At 63.7% G+C, this 21,019-nt stretch carries 19 protein-coding genes and 4 tRNA genes; 3 read left to right on the forward strand and 20 right to left on the reverse strand.

Going from position 1 to position 21,019, the window contains the following annotated elements; all coding sequences use genetic code 11:
* Positions 1-5: 5 nt before the first annotated feature.
* The 14 genes from fusA to ACOGXC_RS13560 all read right to left on the reverse strand — a co-directional run bounded on the left by fusA (position 6) and on the right by ACOGXC_RS13560 (position 15,544).
* Positions 6-2,084 (reverse strand): elongation factor G, encoded by a 2,079-nt coding sequence (fusA, locus tag ACOGXC_RS13495; protein ID WP_419918687.1) that lies wholly within the window; start codon positions 2,082-2,084, stop codon positions 6-8.
* A gap of 22 nt (positions 2,085-2,106) precedes the next feature.
* Positions 2,107-2,577, reverse strand: a complete 471-nt coding sequence (gene rpsG / locus ACOGXC_RS13500) for a 30S ribosomal protein S7 (protein WP_419918688.1) — start codon at positions 2,575-2,577, stop codon at positions 2,107-2,109.
* A 2-nt stretch (positions 2,578-2,579) separates the two neighbouring features.
* Entirely contained in the window at positions 2,580-2,951 is a 372-nt protein-coding gene (gene rpsL / locus ACOGXC_RS13505) for a 30S ribosomal protein S12 (protein WP_419918689.1), read from the reverse strand.
* 64 nt (positions 2,952-3,015) lie between these two features.
* Positions 3,016-6,948, reverse strand: coding sequence for a DNA-directed RNA polymerase subunit beta' (locus ACOGXC_RS13510; RefSeq protein ID WP_419918690.1), 3,933 nt, complete (start codon positions 6,946-6,948; stop codon positions 3,016-3,018).
* A 138-nt stretch (positions 6,949-7,086) separates the two neighbouring features.
* Complete coding sequence (locus ACOGXC_RS13515; protein WP_419918691.1) at positions 7,087-10,731, reverse strand: DNA-directed RNA polymerase subunit beta; 3,645 nt, start codon at positions 10,729-10,731, stop codon at positions 7,087-7,089.
* Between the two features lie 142 nt (positions 10,732-10,873).
* Entirely contained in the window at positions 10,874-11,269 is a 396-nt protein-coding gene (rplL, locus tag ACOGXC_RS13520) for a 50S ribosomal protein L7/L12 (protein ID WP_419918692.1), read from the reverse strand.
* A gap of 71 nt (positions 11,270-11,340) precedes the next feature.
* Positions 11,341-11,922, reverse strand: a complete 582-nt coding sequence (gene rplJ, locus ACOGXC_RS13525; protein ID WP_419918693.1) for a 50S ribosomal protein L10 — start codon at positions 11,920-11,922, stop codon at positions 11,341-11,343.
* Positions 11,923-12,118: 196 nt separating this feature from the next.
* Positions 12,119-12,820 carry a 50S ribosomal protein L1 gene (gene rplA, locus ACOGXC_RS13530; protein WP_419918694.1) on the reverse strand — a complete coding sequence of 234 codons (702 nt, stop codon included), beginning with the start codon at positions 12,818-12,820 and terminating at the stop codon, positions 12,119-12,121.
* 91 nt (positions 12,821-12,911) lie between these two features.
* Positions 12,912-13,337, reverse strand: a complete 426-nt coding sequence (gene rplK / locus ACOGXC_RS13535) for a 50S ribosomal protein L11 (RefSeq protein WP_419918695.1) — start codon at positions 13,335-13,337, stop codon at positions 12,912-12,914.
* Between the two features lie 11 nt (positions 13,338-13,348).
* A complete protein-coding gene (gene nusG, locus ACOGXC_RS13540) occupies positions 13,349-14,110 on the reverse strand; it encodes a transcription termination/antitermination protein NusG (RefSeq protein WP_419918696.1) in 762 nt (253 codons plus the stop codon).
* 23 nt (positions 14,111-14,133) lie between these two features.
* Positions 14,134-14,439 carry a preprotein translocase subunit SecE gene (gene secE, locus ACOGXC_RS13545; protein WP_419918697.1) on the reverse strand — a complete coding sequence of 102 codons (306 nt, stop codon included), beginning with the start codon at positions 14,437-14,439 and terminating at the stop codon, positions 14,134-14,136.
* Positions 14,440-14,486: 47 nt separating this feature from the next.
* Positions 14,487-14,559, reverse strand: a tRNA-Trp gene (locus tag ACOGXC_RS13550).
* 131 nt (positions 14,560-14,690) lie between these two features.
* Entirely contained in the window at positions 14,691-14,903 is a 213-nt protein-coding gene (locus ACOGXC_RS13555) for a hypothetical protein (protein ID WP_419918698.1), read from the reverse strand.
* The gene (locus ACOGXC_RS13560; protein ID WP_419918699.1) at positions 14,900-15,544 is read right to left on the reverse strand and encodes an RNA polymerase sigma factor; all 645 of its coding nucleotides are present in this window, start codon (positions 15,542-15,544) and stop codon (positions 14,900-14,902) included. Before ACOGXC_RS13560 ends, ACOGXC_RS13555 begins: the two co-directional genes overlap by 4 nt.
* Positions 15,545-15,576: 32 nt before the next feature.
* Here ACOGXC_RS13560 and ACOGXC_RS13565 point away from each other — a divergent pair, with 32 nt between their 5' ends.
* Complete coding sequence (locus ACOGXC_RS13565) at positions 15,577-15,699, forward strand: hypothetical protein (RefSeq protein WP_419918700.1); 123 nt, start codon at positions 15,577-15,579, stop codon at positions 15,697-15,699.
* Here the strand turns inward: ACOGXC_RS13565 and ACOGXC_RS13570 are convergent.
* Positions 15,694-15,770 (reverse strand) — tRNA-Met (locus tag ACOGXC_RS13570). The genes ACOGXC_RS13565 and ACOGXC_RS13570 overlap by 6 nt on opposite strands.
* An 80-nt stretch (positions 15,771-15,850) precedes the next feature.
* Positions 15,851-15,923, reverse strand: a tRNA-Thr gene (locus tag ACOGXC_RS13575).
* Positions 15,924-16,083: 160 nt separating this feature from the next.
* Between ACOGXC_RS13575 and ACOGXC_RS13580 the strand changes: the two genes are divergently transcribed.
* Complete coding sequence (locus ACOGXC_RS13580) at positions 16,084-16,605, forward strand: N-acetyltransferase family protein (protein WP_419918701.1); 522 nt, start codon at positions 16,084-16,086, stop codon at positions 16,603-16,605.
* Here ACOGXC_RS13580 and ACOGXC_RS13585 read toward each other — a convergent pair.
* Positions 16,587-16,668: transfer RNA gene (locus ACOGXC_RS13585), tRNA-Tyr, on the reverse strand. The genes ACOGXC_RS13580 and ACOGXC_RS13585 overlap by 19 nt on opposite strands.
* Positions 16,669-16,810: 142 nt before the next feature.
* Here ACOGXC_RS13585 and ACOGXC_RS13590 point away from each other — a divergent pair.
* Positions 16,811-17,299: a YajQ family cyclic di-GMP-binding protein gene (locus tag ACOGXC_RS13590; RefSeq protein ID WP_419918702.1), complete on the forward strand. Its 489-nt coding sequence runs from the start codon at positions 16,811-16,813 to the stop codon at positions 17,297-17,299.
* An 82-nt stretch (positions 17,300-17,381) separates the two neighbouring features.
* Here ACOGXC_RS13590 and ACOGXC_RS13595 read toward each other — a convergent pair whose 3' ends face one another.
* From ACOGXC_RS13595 to acs, 3 genes are all read right to left on the reverse strand, one after another.
* Positions 17,382-18,242, reverse strand: a complete 861-nt coding sequence (locus ACOGXC_RS13595; RefSeq protein WP_419918703.1) for a M48 family metalloprotease — start codon at positions 18,240-18,242, stop codon at positions 17,382-17,384.
* A 173-nt stretch (positions 18,243-18,415) separates the two neighbouring features.
* Positions 18,416-18,985 carry a hypothetical protein gene (locus ACOGXC_RS13600; protein ID WP_419918704.1) on the reverse strand — a complete coding sequence of 190 codons (570 nt, stop codon included), beginning with the start codon at positions 18,983-18,985 and terminating at the stop codon, positions 18,416-18,418.
* Positions 18,982-20,940: an acetate--CoA ligase gene (gene acs, locus ACOGXC_RS13605; protein ID WP_419918705.1), complete on the reverse strand. Its 1,959-nt coding sequence runs from the start codon at positions 20,938-20,940 to the stop codon at positions 18,982-18,984. The genes ACOGXC_RS13600 and acs overlap by 4 nt, the downstream gene beginning before the upstream one ends.
* Positions 20,941-21,019 lie beyond the last annotated feature (79 nt).

A 21,019-nucleotide genomic window follows, 5' to 3' on the forward strand; every position in this document is an offset into this window, starting at 1 on the left:
TTTGGTTACGTGCCCCGAATGCGGGCAACGATCTCTTCTTGTACCTTGGCAGGTGCCTGCCGGTAGGTGTCGAACTGCATGGTGTGGGTGGCGCGACCCTGGGTCCGCGACCGGAGATCGGTAGCGTACCCGAACATTTCCGATAGTGGCACATGGGCTTTAACAATTTGTTCGCGGCCCCGCTGCTCCATGCTGTCGATCTTGCCCCGCCGGCCGTTCAGATCGCCGATGATGTCGCCCATGTACTCCTCGGGAGTCATCACATCCACGGCCATGATGGGCTCCAAGAGTATGGGCTTGGCCCGGCGGGCGGCATCCCGGAAGGCGGCGGTGGCGGCGATCTTGAATGCCATTTCCGACGAGTCCACATCGTGGTGCCTGCCGTCGGTGAGAGTCACCTTGATGTCGACCACCGGGAAGCCGGCCAGGGTTCCGGTGGTCATGGCATCCTGCATGCCGTTGCTCACCGCGGGGATGTACTCCCGGGGGATACGCCCGCCGGTGACCTCGCTGGCGAACTCGTAACCCTTTCCGGGGGTGTTGGGCTCCAGGTCGAACGTGATCTCGGCGTACTGGCCGGAACCGCCGGTCTGTTTCTTGTGGGTGTAGGTGAACCGGGTCACCGGTGCGGAGATGGTCTCCCGGTAGGCCACCTGGGGCTTGCCGACCGAGGCATCCACGGTGAACTCGCGCAGCATCCGCTCCACCAGCACTTCCAGATGCAACTCGCCCATACCGGCGATCAGGGTTTGCCCGGTCTCGTCATCGGTGCGGACCTGGAACGTCGGATCCTCCTCGGCCAGGGCGGACATGGCCTTGCCCAGCTTGTCCTGGTCGGCCTTGGTCCGGGGCTCCACCGCCACCTGGATGACCGGGTCGGGGAAATCCATCTGCTCCAACTCGATCGGGTGATTGGGGTGGGTCAGGGTGTCCCCGGTGCGCACGGCCTTGAGACCGATGCCGGCCACGATGTCGCCGGCTCGGACGATGTCCAGGTCGGCCCGGTCGTTAGCGTGCATCTCCAGGATGCGGCCCACCCGCTCCTTGCGGCCGGTACGAGGATTCAACACCGGGCTGCCCTTTTCCAGTTGGCCGCTGTACACCCGGAAGTAGGTGAGCTTGCCGACATGGGGATCACTCATGATCTTGAAGGCCAGCGCGCTGAAAGGGGCGTCGTCGTCGGTGGGTCGTTCCTGCACCTCTTCCTTATGGGTACCCCTCACCGCCGGTATGTCCAGGGGCGAGGGCAGGTATTCGATGACGGCATCCAGAAGAGGCTGCACGCCTTTGTTCTTGAAGGCCGATCCGCACAGCACCGGCACGATGTCCAGTGCCAGGGTGCCGGCCCGCAGTGCGGCCCGCAGATCGGCGGGAGTTATTGAGTTCTCGTCCTCGACGTACTTCTCCAGCAGGTTCTCATCGAACTGGGTGAGCAGGTCTATGAGCTCCAGGCGGGCCTGCTCGGCTCGGTCCTTGAGATCGTCGGGGATCTCGGTGATGTCCCAGGTGGCTCCCAGGTCGTCGCCCCGCCAAACCAGGCCCTGCATCTCGACCAGGTCCACCACCCCCAGAAGGTCGGCCTCGATGCCTATGGGCAACTGCACCACTGCGGTGTTGGCTCGCAGCCGCTCCTGAATGGTGAGCACCGCTTGCTCGAAGTTTGCCCCGGTGCGGTCGAGCTTGTTGATGAAGCAAATCCGCGGTACCCGGTATTTGTTGGCTTGACGCCATACCGTCTCGGACTGGGGTTCAACCCCGGCAACGCCGTCGAAAAGGGCGACCGCTCCGTCCAGTACCCGAAGGGAGCGTTCCACCTCCATGGTGAAGTCCACGTGGCCGGGGGTGTCGATGATGTTGATGCGGTGCCCGGCCCACTCCGCGGTGGTAGCGGCGGAGGTGATGGTGATGCCCCGCTCCTGCTCCTGCTCCATCCAGTCCATGGTGGCGGCACCGTCGTGGACCTCGCCGAGCTTGTAGGCCTTGCCGGTGTAGTAGAGAATGCGCTCGGTGCAGGTGGTTTTGCCCGCGTCGATGTGGGCCATGATGCCGATGTTGCGGATTTTTTCCAGCGGGTGACGAGACATGGGGGCTAACCGGTAGGTCCGCTTACCAGCGGTAGTGAGCAAAAGCCCGGTTCGACTCAGCCATCTTGTGCAAGTCGTCGCGTCGTTTTACCGACACACCCAGGCCGTTGGAGGCATCCAGGATTTCGTTGGCGAGTCGATCGGTCATGGTGCGCTCGCGGCGCTCCCGGGCGTGGTTGACTATCCAGCGGATTGCCAGCGTGTTGGCCCGCCGGGGGCGTACATCCACGGGCACCTGGTAGGTGGCTCCGCCGACGCGCCGGCTGCGCACCTCGAGTTGGGGACGCACGTTGTCCAGGGCTCGTTTCAGGGTGCCGATGGGCTCGGCGTTGGTCTTCTGCTCCACGATGTCGAGCGCGCCGTACACGATGCGCTCCGCGGTGGAGCGCTTGCCCCGTTGCAGCACCTTGTTGACGAACTGGGTAACCAGCAGCTCGCCGTAAACCGGGTCCTTGGGAAGATTGCGCCGCCCCGCGGGGCCCTTGCGAGGCATCCTCAGCCGTCCTTTTTGGTGCCGTAACGGCTTCGAGCCTGGCGGCGCTCGGCTACTCCAGATGTATCGAGCGTGCCGCGGATGATCTTGTAGCGCACCCCGGGTAGATCCCGGACCCGACCGCCGCGTACCAGGACGATGGAGTGTTCCTGGAGGTTGTGCCCCTCACCGGGTATGTAGGCGGTGACCTCCATGCCGCTGGTCAGGCGAACGCGAGCCACTCGCCGCAGGGCCGAGTTCGGTTTTTTCGGGGTGGTGGTATAGACCCTGGTGCAAACTCCCCGCCGTTGGGGCGCGCCCTTGAGGGCCGGTGTCTTCTCTTTGCGGAATTTTGACTGGCGACCCTTGCGTACCAGTTGCTGAATCGTGGGCACAGCACTTCCTGGGGCTGAATGAAACGAGATTGATAGCGCGAGAACCCGCGCTCGGGGTAGAAGTCTACGCTCCCATTGTTCCCATCGGCAACACGTCGGCAGTCTCGATGCCGGCCGACGGATCCCACTGGGCGAATTGATCGGCTAGATCGATGTCCTCGTCGGTTGAGGTGTAGAACTCCATCGGAGTGAAGTCGGGGGCATGGGTGGCGATCTCCCGGTACGACTCCATACCGGTACCGGCCGGGATCAACTTGCCGATGATGATGTTCTCCTTCAACCCTATGAGCCCGTCGTGGCGGGACTCGATGGCGGCCTCGGTGAGCACCCGGGTGGTCTCCTGGAAGGATGCCGCCGACAGCCAGGAGTCGGTGGCCAGGGAGGCCTTGGTTATACCCATGAGTTCGGGGCGTCCCTCGGCCGGCCGCCGGCCCGCTTGAGCAAGCGAGCGGTTCACGTTGGTGAATACCTGGGAGTCCACCCGCTCCCCGGGCAAGAAGTCGGAGTCCCCCGGTTCCTGGATGGCTACCCGGCGGGTCATCTGGCGCACGATCAGCTCAATGTGCTTGTCGTGGATGGACACGCCCTGGTCCCGGTAAACCCGCTGGACCTCGTCCACCAGGTATTGCTGGGTTTCCCGCACGCCCCTGATCTCGAGAAGCTCCTTGGGGTCGCGAGGCCCGTCGGCTTGCGCGACCGAATCCCCGGCAGCCACTTCCTGGCCGTCCTTCACGGCCAGCTTCCAGGCGGGGTCGATGATGAGCGACCACTCCGAACCGTCGTCGCCCACCACCGTCAGCCTGTTGATCCGGCCGTCGGCCTCATCGATGCGGACCACACCGGAGATTCGGGTCAGCTCGGCCTTGCCCTTGGGAGTGCGGGCTTCGAACAGCTCCACCACCCGGGGTAGACCGCCGGCGATGTCCTTGCCGGCCACACCCCCGGTGTGGAATGTCCGCATGGTGAGCTGCGTGCCCGGCTCGCCGATGGACTGGGCGGCGATGACCCCCACTGCCTCCCCCTGCTCGATGAGTTCACCGGTGGCCAGGGAAAGCCCGTAGGAGGCCCGGCTGATGCCCACCTCGGAGTCGTCGGTGAGGGGCGATAGCACGCGGACCCTGACCACGGTCGGGTCGTCGCGCAAAAGTTCCAGGGCCTTGGCATCCACGATGGAGCCTCTTTCCAGCACGGTGCCGTCGCCCAGCTTCACATCGTCGGCCAGGGTGCGGCTGAACAGGCGGGTTTCCAGGTAGGTGCGCCGCCCTGGTTGGTCGGGGGTCACATCCTCGATCCAGATGCCCCGCACCGGCCCATTGGATGCGAACGGATCCCGGTCGTTGATGATCACCTCCTGGGCCACGTCCACCAGGCGGCGCGTGAGGTAGCCGGAATCGGCGGTGCGCAGGGCGGTGTCCACCAGACCCTTGCGAGCGCCGGGGGTGGCAATGAAGTACTCCAGCATCGCCAGGCCCTCGCGGAAGTTGCTCTTGATGGGGCGGGGGATCATGTCACCCCGGGGATTGGCCACCAGGCCCCGCATACCCGCGATCTGGCGAACCTGCATCATGTTTCCTCGAGCACCGGAGCCCACCATCATGTCGATGGGGTTGAACTTCTCGTTCCTGAGCACCGCTTCCATGCGCTGGCGTACCGTCTCGGTGGCCTCGGTCCAGATCTCCACTTCTTTCTGCCGACGCTCACCGTCGGTGATTATCCCTCGATGGAACTGGTTCTCCACCCGGTCGGCTTCCTTCTCATAACGATCCAGGATGCTCTTCTTGTCGGGGGGTACCTTGATGTCGTCCACCGACACGGTGAGCCCCGACTTGCTGGCGAACTCGAAGCTCAGGTTCTTCAGGTCGTCCAGACTGCGAGCCACCTTCTCCTTGGTGTACTGCTGGGCCAGCCGGTCCACGATCGTGGTTATGTCCCGCTTGGCCACCACATGGTTCACATAGGGGAAATCCTCGGGCAGGGTGCTGTTGAAGAAGACCCGGCCCGCGGTGGTGGGGGTGTAGGTGGCCGCTTCCCCGTTGGCCGGGGTGTCCAGCAGCTCGGGAATGCGGTACTCGATGCGGGCGTGCAGTTGGATCTCCCCGGCTTCGTGGGCCCGCTCGATCTGATGCTGATGGCGAAATACGCGCCCCTCGCCGTGCGCCCCGTCCACCTCCTCGGTCAGGTAGTAGGCCCCGATTATCATGTCCTGGCTGGGAGTGACCAGGGGACGGCCGTGAGCCGGGCTCAGCACATTGTTGGCCGACAGCATCAGAACCCGGGCCTCGGCCTGGGCCTGGGCCGACAATGGTAGATGGACCGCCATCTGATCACCGTCGAAGTCGGCGTTGAAGGCGGTGCACACCAGCGGGTGGATCTGGATGGCCTTGCCCTCCACCAGCACCGGCTCGAACGCCTGGATGCCCAACCGGTGCAGGGTGGGGGCTCGGTTCAGCAGCACGGGGTGCTCCTGGATGACCTCGTCGAGCACGTTCCACACCTGGGGGCGGCGCCGCTCAACCATACGCTTGGCCGACTTGATGTTCTGAGCCAGGTCCTCCTCCACCAGCTTCTTCATCACGAAGGGCTTGAACAGCTCCAATGCCATGAGCTTGGGCAAACCGCACTGGTGCAGCTTGAGGGTGGGGCCGACCACGATGACCGATCGTCCGGAGTAGTCCACCCGCTTGCCCAGGAGGTTCTGGCGGAATCTTCCCTGCTTGCCCTTGAGCATGTCGGACAGTGACTTGAGGGGGCGATTACCCGGACCGGTTACCGGTCGTCCCCGGCGACCATTGTCGAACAGGGCGTCCACCGCTTCCTGGAGCATGCGTTTCTCGTTGTTGACGATGATCTCGGGTGCTCCCAGGTCGAGCAACCGCTTGAGGCGGTTGTTTCGATTGATGACCCGGCGGTAGAGGTCGTTCAGGTCGGAGGTGGCGAATCGTCCACCATCCAGTTGCACCATGGGACGCAGCTCCGGGGGGATGACCGGAATGGTGTCCAGGATCATGGCCCGGGGATCGTTGATACGCCGACCGTGCTGGTCCCTCCGGTTGAAGGCCGACACTATCTTCAACCGCTTTATGGCTTTCTGCTCGCGCTGCTGGGAGAGCTTCTTCTGGCCCTCGGGGGGGTCGAGCTGGTCCCGAAGCTTGAGCTCCTCCTCGTCGAGATCGACGCTGTCGATGAGCGTGGCAATGACCGCGGCTCCCATGCCTCCGGAGAACATGTCCCCGTAGCGGTCCTCCATCTCCCGCCACAGCTCCTCGTCCTCGACGATCTTGCGGGGGAACAGATCGGAGAACTCCTCGAATACCCGCTCGACCAGATCGATTTCCTCCTCGTACTCCTCGTCAAGAGCCAGGAGGTCCTTCTCGGCTGCCCTCTGGCGGGAGTTCTTCTCCGAATCCTTGGCCTTGGCGGCCTCGAGTTCGGCCAGCTCGGCCTCGAGTTCGGCCAGGCGCTCGTCGCGCCGCTCCTGGTGTTCGTCACGGATGGCCTGAACCTCATCGTGCATCTCCCGCTCCAGTTGGGGGAGTTGCTTGTGGCGTTCCTCCTCGTCCACCTCGGTGACCAGGTTGGCCGCGAAGTAAATGACTTTTTCGAGCTGCTTGGCCTTCAGCTCCTCCTTGGGCTCGGTACCCATGAGCAGGTAGGCCAGCCAGGACCGTGTGCCCCGCAAGTACCAGATGTGGACCGCGGGGGCGGCGAGCTCGATGTGGCCCATTCGATCCCGGCGCACTTTCGATCGGGTGACCTCCACGCCGCAGCGCTCGCAGATGATGCCCTTGAAGCGGATGCGCTTGTACTTGCCGCAGTAGCACTCCCAGTCCTTGGTGGGGCCGAAGATCTTCTCGCAGAACAAGCCGTCCTTTTCGGGCCGCAAAGTGCGGTAGTTGATCGTCTCGGGCTTTTTCACCTCGCCGTTGGACCAGGTTCGTATGGAATCAGCAGTGGCCAGCCCGATTGAGAGCTGGTCGAATGCGTTGACATCCAGCATTTAGAATGACCTCCTCGCCACACGGCGCTCGTCAGCGGAGAGCTGGTCGAATGCGTTGACATCCAGCATTTAGAATGACCTCCTCGCCACACGGCGCTCGTCAGCGGAGAGCTGGTCGAATGCGTTGACATCCAGCATTTAGAATGACCTCCTCGCCACACGGCGCTCGTCCTCTTCGTCTGATCCTCGTTCGGGGCGGGATATGTCGATGCCCAGTTCCTCGGAGGTGCGGAAGGCATCGTCGTCCAGCTCGGTGATCTCCACCTGCTGGCCGGCGATGTCCCGGACCTCCACGTTGAGACACAGGGCCTGCATTTCCTTTATGAGCACCTTGAAGCTTTCCGGAATACCCGGCTCGGGGATGTTGTCGCCCTTGACTATTGCTTCGTACACCCTCACCCGGCCGAGCACATCGTCGGACTTCACGGTGAGCAGCTCCTGGAGGCAGTAGGCCGCGCCGTAGGCCTCCAGGGCCCATACCTCCATCTCGCCGAAACGCTGACCGCCGAACTGAGCCTTGCCCCCCAGGGGCTGCTGGGTGATCATCGAGTACGGGCCGGTGGAGCGGGCGTGAATCTTGTCGTCCACCAGGTGGGCCAGCTTCAGTATGTACATGTAGCCGACCATGATCCGGTTGTCGTAGGGCTGGCCGGTGCGGCCGTTGTACAGAACAACCTTGCCGTCACTGCCGATCAGGCGCTCCCCATCAACGGTCTCGGGCTTGATGTTCCCCAGTATCTGCTGGATGGTGGGGTGCTTGCCGGAGTGGCTCGCCTCGTCCCAGTTGGCCCCGTCGAACACCGGGGTGGATACCAGGGTGGCGGGCCGGGTGGCGGGCCGGGTCTTGCGGCCCCGGCCCCGGTCGGCCTCCTCCCCCACCGGGTTGTTCACTTCCCAGCCCCAGCGGGCGGCGTAGCCCAGGTGGGCCTCCAGCACCTGGCCCACGTTCATGCGGGAGGGAACCCCCAGCGGGTTGAGGATGATGTCCACGGGGGTGCCATCGGCCAGGTAGGGCATGTCCTCCATGGGAAGGATCTTGGAGATCACACCCTTGTTGCCGTGGCGGCCGGCCAGCTTGTCGCCGACGGAGATCTTCCGCTTCTGGGCAACGTACACCCTCACCAACTGGTTGACACCGGGGGGCAGCTCATCGCCGGCGAAGCGGTTGAACTTCTTGACATCGATGACCTTGCCGGTCTCGCCGTGGGGGACTTTGAGGCTGGTGTCCCGCACCTCCCGGGCCTTCTCCCCGAAGATGGCCCGCAGCAGGCGCTCCTCGGGGGTCAGCTCGGTTTCCCCCTTCGGGGTGACCTTGCCGACCAGAACGTCGCCCGGACCAACTTCGGCCCCGGGGCGAATGATCCCCTCTTCGTCCAGATCGGCCAGGATCTCCTCGGACAGGTTGGGAATGTCCCTGGTTATCTCCTCGGGCCCGAGCTTGGTGTCGCGGGCATCGATCTCGTGCTCGTGGATATGGATGGAGGTGAGCACATCGTCACGAACCAGACGGTCGCTGAGAATGATGGCATCCTCGTAGTTGTAACCCTCCCAGGCCATGAAGGCCACCAGAAGGTTCTTGCCCAGAGCCATCTCGCCGTTGTCGGTGGACGGTCCGTCGGCCAGGATGTCGCCCCGGTGGAACCGGTCTCCCACTCCCACGAGCGATTTCTGGTTGATGCAGGTGTCCTGGTTGGATCGCTCGAACTTCATCAGCCGGTAGCTGGTCGGGCCGGATTCCGTGTAGTCGACCGTGATCCTGTCGCCGGTGATGTCTGTGACCGTTCCGTCCTCCTCGGCAATGATCAGGTCGGCGGCATCCCGAGCTGCCTTGCTCTCGATGCCGGTACCCACATAGGGGGCCTCGGTCCGCACCAGAGGCACCGCCTGGCGTTGCATGTTGGCCCCCATGAGGGCTCGGTTGGCATCGTCGTGCTCGAGGAATGGGATGAGCGCGGTGGCCACCGAGACGATCTGCTTGGGGGAGACGTCCATTAGCTGGACCTCCGAGGGAGGCACCGAGGATATTTCGGTGGTGGCTCCGAAGAACACCTCCTGCTCGAGCTGAGCCTGCAACCCCTTCATGGTGGCCGCCTGGGGGGAGCGTCGGACCAGCACCCGGTTGTTGACGAACTGGTTCTGGCTGTCGAGGGGGGCGTTGGCCTGGGCGACGACGTACTCCTCCTCGTCGTCGGCGGCCAGCCAGACGATTTCATCGGTGACCGTGCCGTCAACCACCTTGCGGTAGGGGGACTCGATGAAACCGAATTCGTTGACCCGGCCGTAAGAGGCCAGAGCGCCGATGAGTCCGATGTTGGGGCCTTCGGGGGTTTCGATGGGGCACATGCGGCCGTAATGGGAGAAGTGGACGTCGCGCACCTCGAAACCGGCCCGCTCCCTCGACAGCCCTCCCGGACCCAGTGCCGATAGGCGCCGGCGGTGGGTGAGCCCCGACAGCGGGTTCACCTGGTCCATGAACTGGGAGAGCTGGCTGGTGCCGAAGAACTCCTTGATGGCGGCTGCCACCGGGCGGTTGTTGATGAGCGATGTGGGAGTGATGGCCTCCACGTCCTGGGTGGTCATGCGCTCGCGCACCACTCGCTCCATGCGGGAGAGACCGATACGCACCTGGTTCTGGATCAGCTCGCCCACCGAGCGGATGCGGCGGTTGGCGAAATGGTCCTGGTCGTCGAGGCGGTAGCCCGGCTCGAACTTCATCAGGTGGAGCAGGTAGGTGCAGGTGGCCAGGATCTCCGAGGGCGACAGCACCGGCTGGTCGGGTTCGGGGCGTTCCAGCGGAACCCCCAGCAACTGCTCAATGCGATCGATTTCGGGGCCCAGCTTGCGGTCCAGTTTGTAGCGTCCCACCCGGGAAAGGTCGTAGCGCCGGTTCTCGAAGAAAGCGTTGCGGAAGTAGTTGCGGGCGGCCTCGACCGATTGTGGCTCACCGGGACGGGCCCGCTTGTATATCTCCAGCAGAGCCTCGTCCTGGGTGGTGTGCAGGTGCTTGTCGCTTTCCCACTGGTCGGACAAAAAGTCGAAATGGGATACCAATCGGTCCAGGAACCCGGGGGATTGCTCCTCGTCGTAGCCCAGGGCTCGTAGCAGGGTGAACAGGCTCATGCGACGCTTTCGGGCCACCCGGGCTCCCGCGGTGGGGTTGCGCCCCGGCTTGTGTTCCACGTCGAACTCGATCCATTCCCCCCGGTAGGGGTGGATGGTGCCGGTGACCAACTGGTGCTTGCTCAGGTTGCGGAGCCTGAATCGTTCACCCGGCTGGAAGATCACACCGGGGGAGCGAACGAGCTGGGACACCACTACCCGTTCGGTGCCGTTCACAATGAACGTGCCCTTGCCGGTCATCACCGGGAAGTCACCCAAGAACACGATCTGCTCGATGATCTCACCGGTGTTGCGGTTCGAGAACCGGGCTTGCACCAGGATGGGTGCCGAGTAGGTCATGTCCTTCTCTTTGCACTCCTCCACCGAGGTGCCCCAACGGGGGCCGGGGTTCAGATCCTCATCGTCGGGATCGAACTCCAGTTCGAGCTGGAGGGTCTCCGAGAAGTCCTTGATCGGGCTTATGTCACGGAAGGCATCGGCCAAGCCCTGGCGGATGAACCACTGGAAAGAGTCCTTTTGCACCGCAATGAGGTCGGGTAGGGCAAGCACCTCCTCCAAGTTTCCGAAGGAGTAGCGGTCGCGGGTCGCCAAAGGGGAGGCCAAGGTGAGCTCCTGGGTTGGGGGGGATGGATGGGCAACGCCGGTAGTTTGTTCGTAATCCATGGCATCATCAGGAAACCCGAAAACGCGGCCGCGACAAAAAAGTTGACGAAGCCCGGGGAACGAACGTGCACGGTATCCACCATGCTATACCGGTCCGGCCCCGGTTTGCAAACCTGGGGGGCCGGTATCCGAAGGGTTACGGTTATTTGAGTTCGACGGCTCCGCCGGCGGCTTCGATGAGCTCCTTGGCCTTCTCGGCGTCCTCCTTGGAAGCCTTCTCCAGGACCGGCTTGGGAGCGCTGTCCACCAGCTCTTTGGCATCCTTGAGGCCCAGGTTGGTGAGGGAGCGTACCTCCTTGATGACCTGGATCTTCTTGTCGCCGGCACTGGTCAGCACCACATCGAACTCCGTCTGCTCCTCAGCGGCATCACCGCCACCGGTGTCGGCCCCGGGGGCTGCCGCCATCATCATGGGCATGGACGCTGCGGGGGCTGCTGCTTCCACGCTGAAGCGCTCCTTGAACGCCTCTTTCAGCTCGGACAGCTCGAGCACGGTCATGGACCCTATGGAGTCCAGAATTTCATCAACCTTGGACATGGCAGTTCCTCTTTTCCTTTTGTCCGGGGGTTATTTGTCTTGATCTTGTTCTGGCCGGGCCTGCTGGTGGGTCAGGCCGCGGCCGAGCGTTCCTCGTTCAGGGCTTCCAGGAGTCCGGCCGTTTCGACCAGTGGGGCTTCCAGGAGTCCGGCCATCTCGACCAGTGGGGCTTCCAGGAGTCCGGCCATCTCGACCAGCGGGGCCTCCAGCAGCCCGACCAATTCAGCCAGCAGCTCGGAGCGGGTGCCCAGTTTGGACAGGGCGCTCACGTCCTCGGCCGAGAGCACCCGGCCGTCGAGCACGCCCCCCTTGATGGTCATGAAGCTGGAGTCCTTGGCGTACTGGCACAGCGTTTTGGCCAGCGACACCGCGTCGCCGGGGGTGCCGTCGTCCCGGGTACCCACGAAGGCCAGAGCGGTCGGGCCGGTCAGAAACCCGTCCAGGTCCAGCTCCAGCTCGCGGGCCGCGAAGCGGGTCAACGTGTTCTTGTAGACCTTGTAGTCACCCCCGGCCTCCCGGAGCCGGCGGCGGAGGTCGGCCATTGCCGGTACATCGAGACCTCGGTAGTCGGTTATCACCACTGCCTCGGACGCAGAAATGCGCTCGCGAACCTCGTTCACGACGGCCACTTTCTCGGGGCGGGGATTTTCCATCGGATTGCCGGACTCTCTATGGGACTGGGTAATGGAATGCCGCCGACTGCGAGGAGTCCCGAGAGGGTTCACCTGGTCAGGCCGGCTTCGGACCGGTCCCCGGGGGGGACTGGGCTTCGGCCAATTGAGCAGTGCTCGGCACCGCGCCTGATGTCTGCGGCAAATGGATGGGTTGTGAGCGGTTGACAATATCAGATCAGTGGGTGGCCCCCAAGTCGGCGGGATCCAGCCGCACGCCCGGCCCCATGGTGGAGGATATGGTGACCTTGCGTATGTAGCGGCCCTTGACGGTGGCGGGCCGGGCCCGGTTCAGCTCCTCCATGACCGCTCTAATGTTGGCCACCAGAGCGTCGGCTTCAAAGCTGACCTTCCCCACTGGCACATGGATATTTCCCTGGCGATCGGTGCGGTACTCCACCTTGCCACTCTTGAACTCGGCCACTGCTTTGGCCACGTCATCGGTCACGGTACCGGTCTTGGGGTTGGGCATCAGCCCTCGGGGGCCCAGGATCTTTCCGAGCTTGCCCACCACCGGCATCATGTCGGGGGTGGCGATGGCCACATCGAAATCCATCTTGCCCCCCTGCACCTGTTCGGCAAGATCATCGGAGCCCACCACATCGGCACCGGCTGCGGTGGCTTGCTGGGCGGCCTCACCCTGGGCGAATACCGCCACCCGAACGTCGGTTCCGGTGCCCGATGGCAGGGTGACCGTGCCTCGCACCATCTGATCGGCTTTTCGGGGGTCCACCCCGAGCCGGGCTGCCAGTTCCATGGTCTCGTCGAATTTCGCCGTGGCCAGGCTCTTGACCAGTTCGACCCCCTCATTGGCGGTCTGCGGGTTCAACTTTTCGTAACGCTGGGTGGCATCACGGTACTTCTTGCTTTTTTTCGCCATATCGGCTTCCTTTTCTGGGGTTTCTTTACTCGACCCGGATGCCCTTTTCGGGGTTTCTCTATTCGACCCGGATGCCCTTTTCGGGGTTTCTCTATTCGACCCGGATGCCCATGCTGCGAGCGGTTCCCGCCACCTGCAACTTGGCCTGATCCAGATCATCGGTATTGAGATCGGGCATCTTGACCTTGGCGATGTCCGCACACTGGCTGTCGGTGATGGTGCCGACCTCGTCACGGCCCGGTTCGCTGGAACCCTTCTCCAAACCGACTGCCTCCCTTATGAGGAAGGATGTGGGAGGTGTCTTGGTGATGAACGAGAACGTCCGGTCCTCGTAGATGGTTATCTCCACCGGAATGATCTGACCTCGTTTGTCCTCGGTCTTGGCGTTGTAATCCCGGCAGAAGTCCATGATGGCTATGCCGTGGGGGCCCAGCGCGGTACCCACGGGTGGCGCTGGAGTGGCCTGACCTGCGGGGATCTGGATTTTGATGACGGTGGCTACCTTTTTTTTGGCCATGACCCTTCCTGCTACAGCTTGGCAACTTGGGAGAACTCGAGTTCGACCGGAGTTTCCCGGCCGAAGATGTTGACCAGAACCTTCACCTTGAGCTGATCCTCGTTGATCTCGGTGACTTCGCCGGAGAAATCGGCGAATGGTCCCTCCTTGACCCGGATGGTCTCACCCACCTCGTACAGGAGGCGGGGTTTCGTGCGCCGAATGGTCTTCTCACCATCCTTTTTGACCTGGAGGAAGTTCTCCACATCGTGGCGTTTGAGGGGTGACGGCTTGCTGCCCCGCCGACCGTGGCCCACGAAACCGGTCACGCCGGGAGTGTTGCGGATCACTTCCCAGGAGGTGTCGTTCATCTCGGCCCGAATCAGCAGGTAACCGGGGAACATTTTCTTCTTGGAGGTGACCTTTTTTCCGCCCTTGAACTCCACCACGTCCTCCATCGGGATGACGGTCTCGTGGATGTGGCCTTCAACGCCCATGGTTCGCCGGCGCGCCTCGATGTTCTGCTGAACCTTGTTCTCGTAGCCGGACTGGGTGTGAACCACGTACCACTTGCCGGGCATGTCGTAGGGGCTGATGGTTTCGGGCTCTTCTTCGGGTTTCTCGTAAACCAGTTCTTCGGCGTCGATGACCTCGTCGGTATTGCTGGGGGGATCGGTGGGCTGAACCCCCGGTCCGGTGGGCAGCAAAGTCGCCACAGCGGCCTTGTTCAGCCCGCCGGTGTTCTCGGAATCGGACGCGCCGGTGTCCTCGGTCGCGGGGAAGAGGTCTGTCATTCCACTACCGTCTACTTCAGGGTTCATCGGTCGAACAACTTCAGGATGGCTTCGCTGAAACCCCAGTCGAGCAGCCCGATGGCTGCGGTTAGCAGCACCAGAACAACCAGCACCACGATGGAGTAGTTGACAACCTCTTCGCGCCGGGGCCAGGAAACCTTACGAAGCTCGCTGCGGACCTCGCGCAGGAACTGGGCCGGGCCGACCCTCTCCTCACCCGGTCGGGGTTGTGAGCGGGGTTGACGACGTTCGCGGACCTGCTCACCGTCCTCGTCAACGAAGCCCTGCTTCTGGGCCATTCGCTTTTGCTGTCGATTCAAGTCGGTCATGGGGCTCTCCTGGATGCCCGGCACCACGGGATAGGGGCTGCTTTACGCAGGGCAGGAGGGACTCGAACCCCCAACCGCCGGTTTTGGAGACCGGTGCTCTACCAATTGAGCCACTGCCCTTTGTCAAGTGTCAAGGGATCATGACAAGGCTACCGCGCCGGGCGCGCCAACCCGCAATGCATAATCCCCATCCCCGCCATACATCCCGTCATACATAATCCCCGCAATGCGTAATCCCGGGTGGGCAGACCTTATCGCCGCATGCGGCGGCTGATGACGACGGATGCCGCGGCCAGGGTGGTGGCGGCCAGGCAGCGCTTGGTGAGCTGGCGATGCCGGTCGCACTGGTCGAGGCGAGCCATGACATGCCACAAAAGGGTGGAGGGTGCTTCGGCCGGGGGCCAGAGGGAGGGGGGAGCCGATGTGGTGCGGTGGCCGAAAGCTCGGGTGGCATCAATAATCATGAAGCCGCCTTTCCACAGCCGTCCCGGCTCGCGAGCACCACTCGGTTGTTCCCCGATTCGTTGGTTCGGTGCTCGGTGGTGCGGTGTTCGTTTGTGCGGTGCTCGGTGGTGCGGTGTTCGTTTGTGCGGTGGAGGATGGCGCGGAGTCGCTGGCGGGCTCGGTGGAGTCGAACCTTGGCTGCGGTGGTGGTGATGCCCAGCTCTTCGGCGATCTCGTTGTGGGACAGGTCGTGCAAATCTCGCAACACCACCACTTGGCGGAGGCACTCGGGCAGGGCTCGGATGGCTCGATCCAGGTGGTGGCGCAGAACGGCTGCCTCGGCCCGCAGGGTTGGGTCCTGCTCGGGGCGCAGATCGACTATGGGGGCATCGTTGGTCAGCTCCTCGGTGCGGTGCCGGGATCTGCGGCTCAGACACGTCGAGGCACAATTGCTGGTGATGCGGTACATCCAGGTGGAAAAGCTGGAATCACCCCGGAAGCGGCGTATGGCCCGGTAGGCCCGGACGTAGGCCTCCTGTACCACATCCCCCGCGTCCTCCCGGTTTCCGGTGAGTCGGTAGGCCAGGGCGTACAGATCCCTGTAGGTGGACCGGACCAGTTCGTTGAATGCGTCACGGTCGCCGCGGCGGGCGGCTTCCACCAGATCGGTATCCTCGAGGACCGGTTCGTAAGATGCTCCAGCTTCGATGGGGCAAGCCTATCGCCCGCCCCCGGGGCGAGCAGATCGATCAAGCTCGGCCCCACATGATGGGCCTGGTTACCCGCCCCCGGGGCGAGCAGATCGATGGGTGGTAGCGGCGGCCAGACTTGAACTGGCGACCTCTCGATTATGAGTCGAGCGCTCTTACCAACTGAGCTACGCCGCCTCCGAGCCTCCTAAGTAGCTTTACGCCCCCGAGAAGACTTTGAGCCTCCTAAGTAGCTTTACGCCCCCGAGAAGACTTTGAGCCTCCTGAGAGAATCGAACTCTCGACCTTTTCCTTACCATGGAAACGCTCTGCCGACTGAGCTAAGGAGGCGGGCTTGGGGATCTGCCCCAGTTTCTCGTCCATAATGCCACCCCCGCCGGGGACGGGAAAACCGGTTTCGGACCGTTCAAGACCATACGATGCCACTGATGGCGATTCGAGCGGCCCGGTTGAGCGATGCCGGTCCAAGAGTTGGTTGATTGGTTGCGGTATGGCGATTCGAGCGGCCCGGTTGAGCGACACCGAGGGTATTCGAGCGATCACCAACCACGAGATTCTGAACGGGACCAGCACTTTCGAGCTGGAGCCCCGCACGTTGGCTGCTCAGCGGGCCTGGTTGCAGGATCGCAGCGGGGTGCATGCCGTGATCGTGGCCACGCCGGAGGGGGACGACGCCACGGTGATCGGATTTGCCTCGTTGTCGCCCTACCGTTCGCGACCGGCCTACAACACAACGGTGGAGAACTCGGTCTATGTGCATCAGGACCATCGGGGGGAGGGCATAGGCCGAGCTCTGCTGGAGGAGCTGATCGAGGTGGCCCAGAACCACGGGTTCCACACCGTCATGGCCCGTATATCCGGGGGCAACGTGGCTTCGAAAGCGGTTCATTTATCCGTGGGGTTCGAGGTGGTGGGCATCGAACGGCAGGTGGGTCGCAAATTCGGTCGCTGGTTGGACGTGACGATTATGCAGCTCATGCTTCAGGACTGGAGTGGGCCGGGGAGGATTTGAACCTCCGAAGGCTACGCCGACGGGTTTACAGCCCGTTCCCTTTGGCCACTCGGGCACCGACCCAACAGCGGGTCATTCTACTGATCCAAACCGCAACCCCCCACTCGAATTACTGCTGAGGTGGTTTTGGGTGATCGATTCCCCTCGGCTCAACGGGCTCTCGCCGGATCCCCCACTCGAGTTACTGCTGAGGTAGTTTTGGGTGATGCCGACATTCGATGTTTCCTCCGAGCTTGACATCCAGGAGGTCCGCAACGCGGTGGACCAGGCGGCCAGGGAGATCACCAGCCGCTACGACTTCAAGAACACCGGCACCGAGGTGGAGCTGGGTGACGGGAGCATCACGCTGCGGTCGTCCACCGAGGACCGGCTGGCGGCTGCCCGTCAGGTGCTGGAGGAGAAGCTGGTGCGGCGCAAGGTTTCGCTGAGGGGGGTCAGCTACGGGTCGGTGGTCGAAGCATCGGGAGCGACGGTTCGCCAGGAGGCGGCGCTGGCTGCGGGTATATCTGCCGACAAGGCCCGGGAGTTGAACAAGTTCATCAAGGGCTTGGGCTTCAAGGGGGTGTCATCGCAAACCCAGAGTGGCCAGATCCGGGTGAGTGGAAAGAAGCGGGACGTTCTCCAGGAGGTGATCACCGCTCTCAAGGAGGCCGATTTCGGTATCCCCCTCGAGTTCGGCAACTTCCGGGACTGATTGTTCGGTAGGTTTGACTTGGCGGCGGTGATTGCTCGGTTGTTCGGGTGGCCTGGTTTGGTGGTTCTGATTGTTCGGGTGCTCAGTAGGCCTGGGGGGCCCATTCACCGGAGCGGAGCCGACGGATGCGCTCATCGGCTGGGGGATGGGTGCTGAACAGGTTGCGGAACTGGGTGCGGCCGGTGAGCGGGTTGACGATGTAGTGGGAGGCCTGCTCGGCCGGCACGTTGACCGGTATGCGTTGGGAGGCGTCATGGAGTTTCTCCAGCGCCCGGGCCAGGGGTTCGCCATCGCCGATCAACTGGGCGGCTGAGGCATCGGCCTGGTATTCCCGGGTTCTGCTGATTGCCATCTGGAGCAGGGAGGCGGCAATGGGGGCCAGGATGGCGGCGAGGAGCACCCCGATGATGTCTCCTGCGCCCCGGTCGCGGCCTCGCCCGCCGAAGAAGAGCATGCCCCACACCGCGATGCGGGAAGCGAAGGTGATGGCCATGGCCACCGCGGCTGCCACCGAGCCGATGAGGATGTCCCGGTTGCGGATGTGGGCCAGCTCATGGGCCAGCACCCCTCGGATCTCCTTCCAGTTGAGGTGGTTCACCAGCCCCTCGGTGATGGCCACCGCGGCGTGCTTGGGGTTGCGGCCGGTGGCGAAGGCGTTGGGTTGGGGGTTGGGGCTCACGTACAGCTTGGGCATGGGTATCTGGGCTTTGGTGGTGAGTTCCTCCATGATCTGGTAGTACTCCGGAAGCTGTTCCCGGGTGACCGGCACGGCTCGGGCCGAGGCAATGGCCAGCTTGTCGCTGAACCAGTAGGAACCCCCCACCAGGACCACCGCGAGGATGATCCCGATGGTCAGCCCGCCGCTGCCGCCGAGCAGCCCGCCGACAGCCACGAACAGCGCGGCCATGAGCCCCAGTAGGAAGAATGTCTTGAAGGTGTTCATACCCCGGTCCGTTTCCTTTCCGACCCTGCTTGCAGGTTACCCGGAAGCGACGCTATCCGGGCAATGGATGCTGGCCTATATTGGGATCGGGCTGGTTGGTTGAGGTGGATGCTTGCCTGTATTCGGATCGGGCTGGTTGGTTGAGGTGGATGCTTGCCTGTATTCGGATCGGGCTAGTTGGTTGAGTCGTAGTAGCCGGAGTGTATGTACAGGCAGGGCACAGCGGCCTCGGTGTACATCTTCACGTTTCGGGGGTCGTCCTCGAGGGCGTACAGCAGGTTGAAACCGTGGTGGCGAAGGTTCTCGACCTCGGTGGCCTTGTAGTCCCGTGACGAACCGGCGTGGTTGGGGGGTCGCAGCACCAGCAGATCCCAACGGACCCGATGGGTGTCCAGCCAGGCTACCGTGCCGGGCAGTAACCGCCAGGGGCGGGCGGTGAGCAGCACCACGGCAATGTCGGGGGCCAGAGATCGAACCAGGGCTATGGACACCTCGAGCGGGGGATCCTGGGGGCAGCCGTCGAAGAACTCGTTCCAGCGGCGATCCCGCGCCAGGTGCTGACGGTGGCCGGCGTCGGAGATGACCCCGTCCACGTCCACGATCACTGCCGGACCACCCTTGATGGGGCCGCTTCGCCATGTCCAGTGCGAGGGACCGGCCCGGGAGCTCAATCTTTCCGGCTCCAAGTCCAGCTCCACTGCGGCCGCGAAGCCATCGTGCGAGGGATCGGCCCGGGAGCTCAATCTTCCTGGGGGGATTCGGCGGCTCTGAGCCGGATCTCGTCCACCACCGACTGGTCGGCCAGAGTGGTGGTGTCGCCCAGGCTTCGACCCTCGGCCACGTCTCGCAGCAGGCGGCGCATGATCTTGCCCGAGCGGGTCTTGGGCAGATCGGGAACCAGCACCACCGTCCGGGGCCGGGCGATGGCCCCGAGCTTGGTGGCCACGTGGCGACGGATCTCCTCGCCCAGCTCGCCGGTGGCATCGTGACCGCTGCGCAGGATGACGTAGCCGATGATGGCCTGCCCGGTGGTGTTGTCGGCCGCTCCCACCACTGCGGCCTCGGCCACCGCGGCATGGTCCACCAGGGCCGACTCCACCTCGGTGGTGGAGATGCGGTGGCCGGACACGTTCATCACGTCGTCCACCCGGCCGAGCAGCCACAAGTAGCCGTCGTCGTCGATCTTGGCTCCGTCGCCGGCGAAGTAGCGGTCCTCGAACCGGTTCCAGTAGGTGTCCCGGTAGCGCTCGGGGTCGCCCCAGATGCCCCGGAGCATGGCCGGCCAGGGGCGAGTGATGGTGAGGTAGCCGCCCCCTCGGGTCACCGGGCGGCCGGCATCGTCCACCAACTCGGCGAAAACACCGGGGATGGGATGGGTGGCCGATCCCGGCTTGGTGGTGGTGACCCCGGGAAGCGGGGAGATCATGTGGCCGCCGGTCTCGGTCTGCCACCAGGTGTCCACGATGGGGCAGCTCCCGGTGCCGATGTGGGTGTGGTACCACATCCACGCCTCGGGGTTGATGGGTTCGCCCACCGTGCCCAGTACCCGCAGGCTGGAGAGGTCGTGCTTGGCCGGTTCCTGCGCTCCCCACTTCATGAAGGTGCGAATAGCGGTGGGGGCGGTATAGAGCTGGGTGACGCCATAGCGCTCGACGATGTCCCACAGCCGGTTCCGGCCGGGGGTGTCGGGGGTGCCCTCGTAGATCACCGAGGTGGCGCCGTTGGCCAGCGGGCCGTACACGATGTAGCTGTGGCCGGTGACCCAGCCGATGTCGGCAGCACACCAGTACACGTCGGTGTCGGGCCTCAGGTCGAACACGTAGCGGTGGGTGAACGCCACCTGGGTCAGGTAACCGCCGGTGGTGTGCATGATTCCCTTGGGTTTGGCCGTGGTGCCCGAGGTGTACAGCAGGTAAAGAAGCGCCTCGGCATCCATGGGCACGGGGGGGCAGCCGGCCGGGGCATCGGCCATGAGGTCGTGCCACCACAGATCCCGGCCCTTGACCATGTTTATGCCGGTGTTGCAGCGGTTGACCACGACAACGTGTTCCACCGAGGCCGCTCCCTGGGCCAGGGCGGTGTCCACGTTGGGTTTCAGCATGGACGGGGTCCCCCGGCGGTAGCCGGCGTCGGCGGTGATGATCAGCCGGGCCGCGGCATCCTCGCAGCGATCCACGATGGCATCGGGGGAGAACCCGCCGAAGATCACCGAGTGGACCACCCCGATACGGGTGCAGGCCAGCATGGCCACCGCCAGTTCGGGGATCATCGGCATGTAGATGGCCACCCGGTCACCGGCGGCCAGCCCGAGGCTTTTGAGCACGTTGGCGAACTTCGACACCTCATCCAGCAGATCGGCGTAAGTGATGGTGCGGGTGTCGCCGGGCTCGCCCTCCCAGTGGAAGGCCACCTTGTCGCCCCGACCCGCTTCGACATGGCGGTCGAGGCAGTTGTAGGACACGTTGAGGGTGCCGCCGATGAACCACCGGGCGAAGGGCAGGTTCCACTCCAGGACGGTGTGGAAGTCGGTGTCCCAGTCCAGCAACTCCCGGGCCTGGCGGGCCCAGAACGACTCGAAGTCGGCTTCGGCCTCGTCGTACAGCGACCGGTCGCGGGTCAGGGCGGCGGCGGTGAATTGGGGTGACGGGGCGAAGGTGCGATTCTCGACGTAGTAGTCCTCGATGGTGGCCTCGGCCATGTCGTTCCTTTCCGGTGTTTTCACAGAACGGCGCAAGGGAGCCTACTTTGTTGTTGCCAATTGAAATTAAGATTGGTGC

The organism is Candidatus Poriferisocius sp. (assembly GCF_965202595.1).
Taxonomy (GTDB): domain Bacteria; phylum Actinomycetota; class Acidimicrobiia; order Acidimicrobiales; family Bin134; genus Poriferisocius.

Bases quoted from the DNA above. Each gene is read 5' to 3' on its own strand.
- nusG (WP_419918696.1), bottom strand. From the start codon at position 14,110: ATGACAGACCTCTTCCCCGCGACCGAGGACACCGGCGCGTCCGATTCC.
- acs (WP_419918705.1), bottom strand. From the start codon at position 20,940: ATGGCCGAGGCCACCATCGAGGACTACTACGTCGAGAATCGCACCTTC.
- ACOGXC_RS13595 (WP_419918703.1), bottom strand. From the start codon at position 18,242: ATGAACACCTTCAAGACATTCTTCCTACTGGGGCTCATGGCCGCGCTG.
- secE (WP_419918697.1), bottom strand. From the start codon at position 14,439: ATGACCGACTTGAATCGACAGCAAAAGCGAATGGCCCAGAAGCAGGGC.
- ACOGXC_RS13515 (WP_419918691.1), bottom strand. From the start codon at position 10,731: ATGGATTACGAACAAACTACCGGCGTTGCCCATCCATCCCCCCCAACC.
- fusA (WP_419918687.1), bottom strand. From the start codon at position 2,084: ATGTCTCGTCACCCGCTGGAAAAAATCCGCAACATCGGCATCATGGCC.
- ACOGXC_RS13555 (WP_419918698.1), bottom strand. From the start codon at position 14,903: ATGATTATTGATGCCACCCGAGCTTTCGGCCACCGCACCACATCGGCT.
- ACOGXC_RS13510 (WP_419918690.1), bottom strand. From the start codon at position 6,948: ATGCTGGATGTCAACGCATTCGACCAGCTCTCAATCGGGCTGGCCACT.
- ACOGXC_RS13590 (WP_419918702.1), top strand. From the start codon at position 16,811: ATGCCGACATTCGATGTTTCCTCCGAGCTTGACATCCAGGAGGTCCGC.
- rplA (WP_419918694.1), bottom strand. From the start codon at position 12,820: ATGGCGAAAAAAAGCAAGAAGTACCGTGATGCCACCCAGCGTTACGAA.
- rplL (WP_419918692.1), bottom strand. From the start codon at position 11,269: ATGTCCAAGGTTGATGAAATTCTGGACTCCATAGGGTCCATGACCGTG.
- rplJ (WP_419918693.1), bottom strand. From the start codon at position 11,922: ATGGAAAATCCCCGCCCCGAGAAAGTGGCCGTCGTGAACGAGGTTCGC.
- rpsG (WP_419918688.1), bottom strand. From the start codon at position 2,577: ATGCCTCGCAAGGGCCCCGCGGGGCGGCGCAATCTTCCCAAGGACCCG.
- ACOGXC_RS13580 (WP_419918701.1), top strand. From the start codon at position 16,084: ATGGCGATTCGAGCGGCCCGGTTGAGCGACACCGAGGGTATTCGAGCG.
- rplK (WP_419918695.1), bottom strand. From the start codon at position 13,337: ATGGCCAAAAAAAAGGTAGCCACCGTCATCAAAATCCAGATCCCCGCA.
- ACOGXC_RS13565 (WP_419918700.1), top strand. From the start codon at position 15,577: ATGCTCCAGCTTCGATGGGGCAAGCCTATCGCCCGCCCCCGGGGCGAG.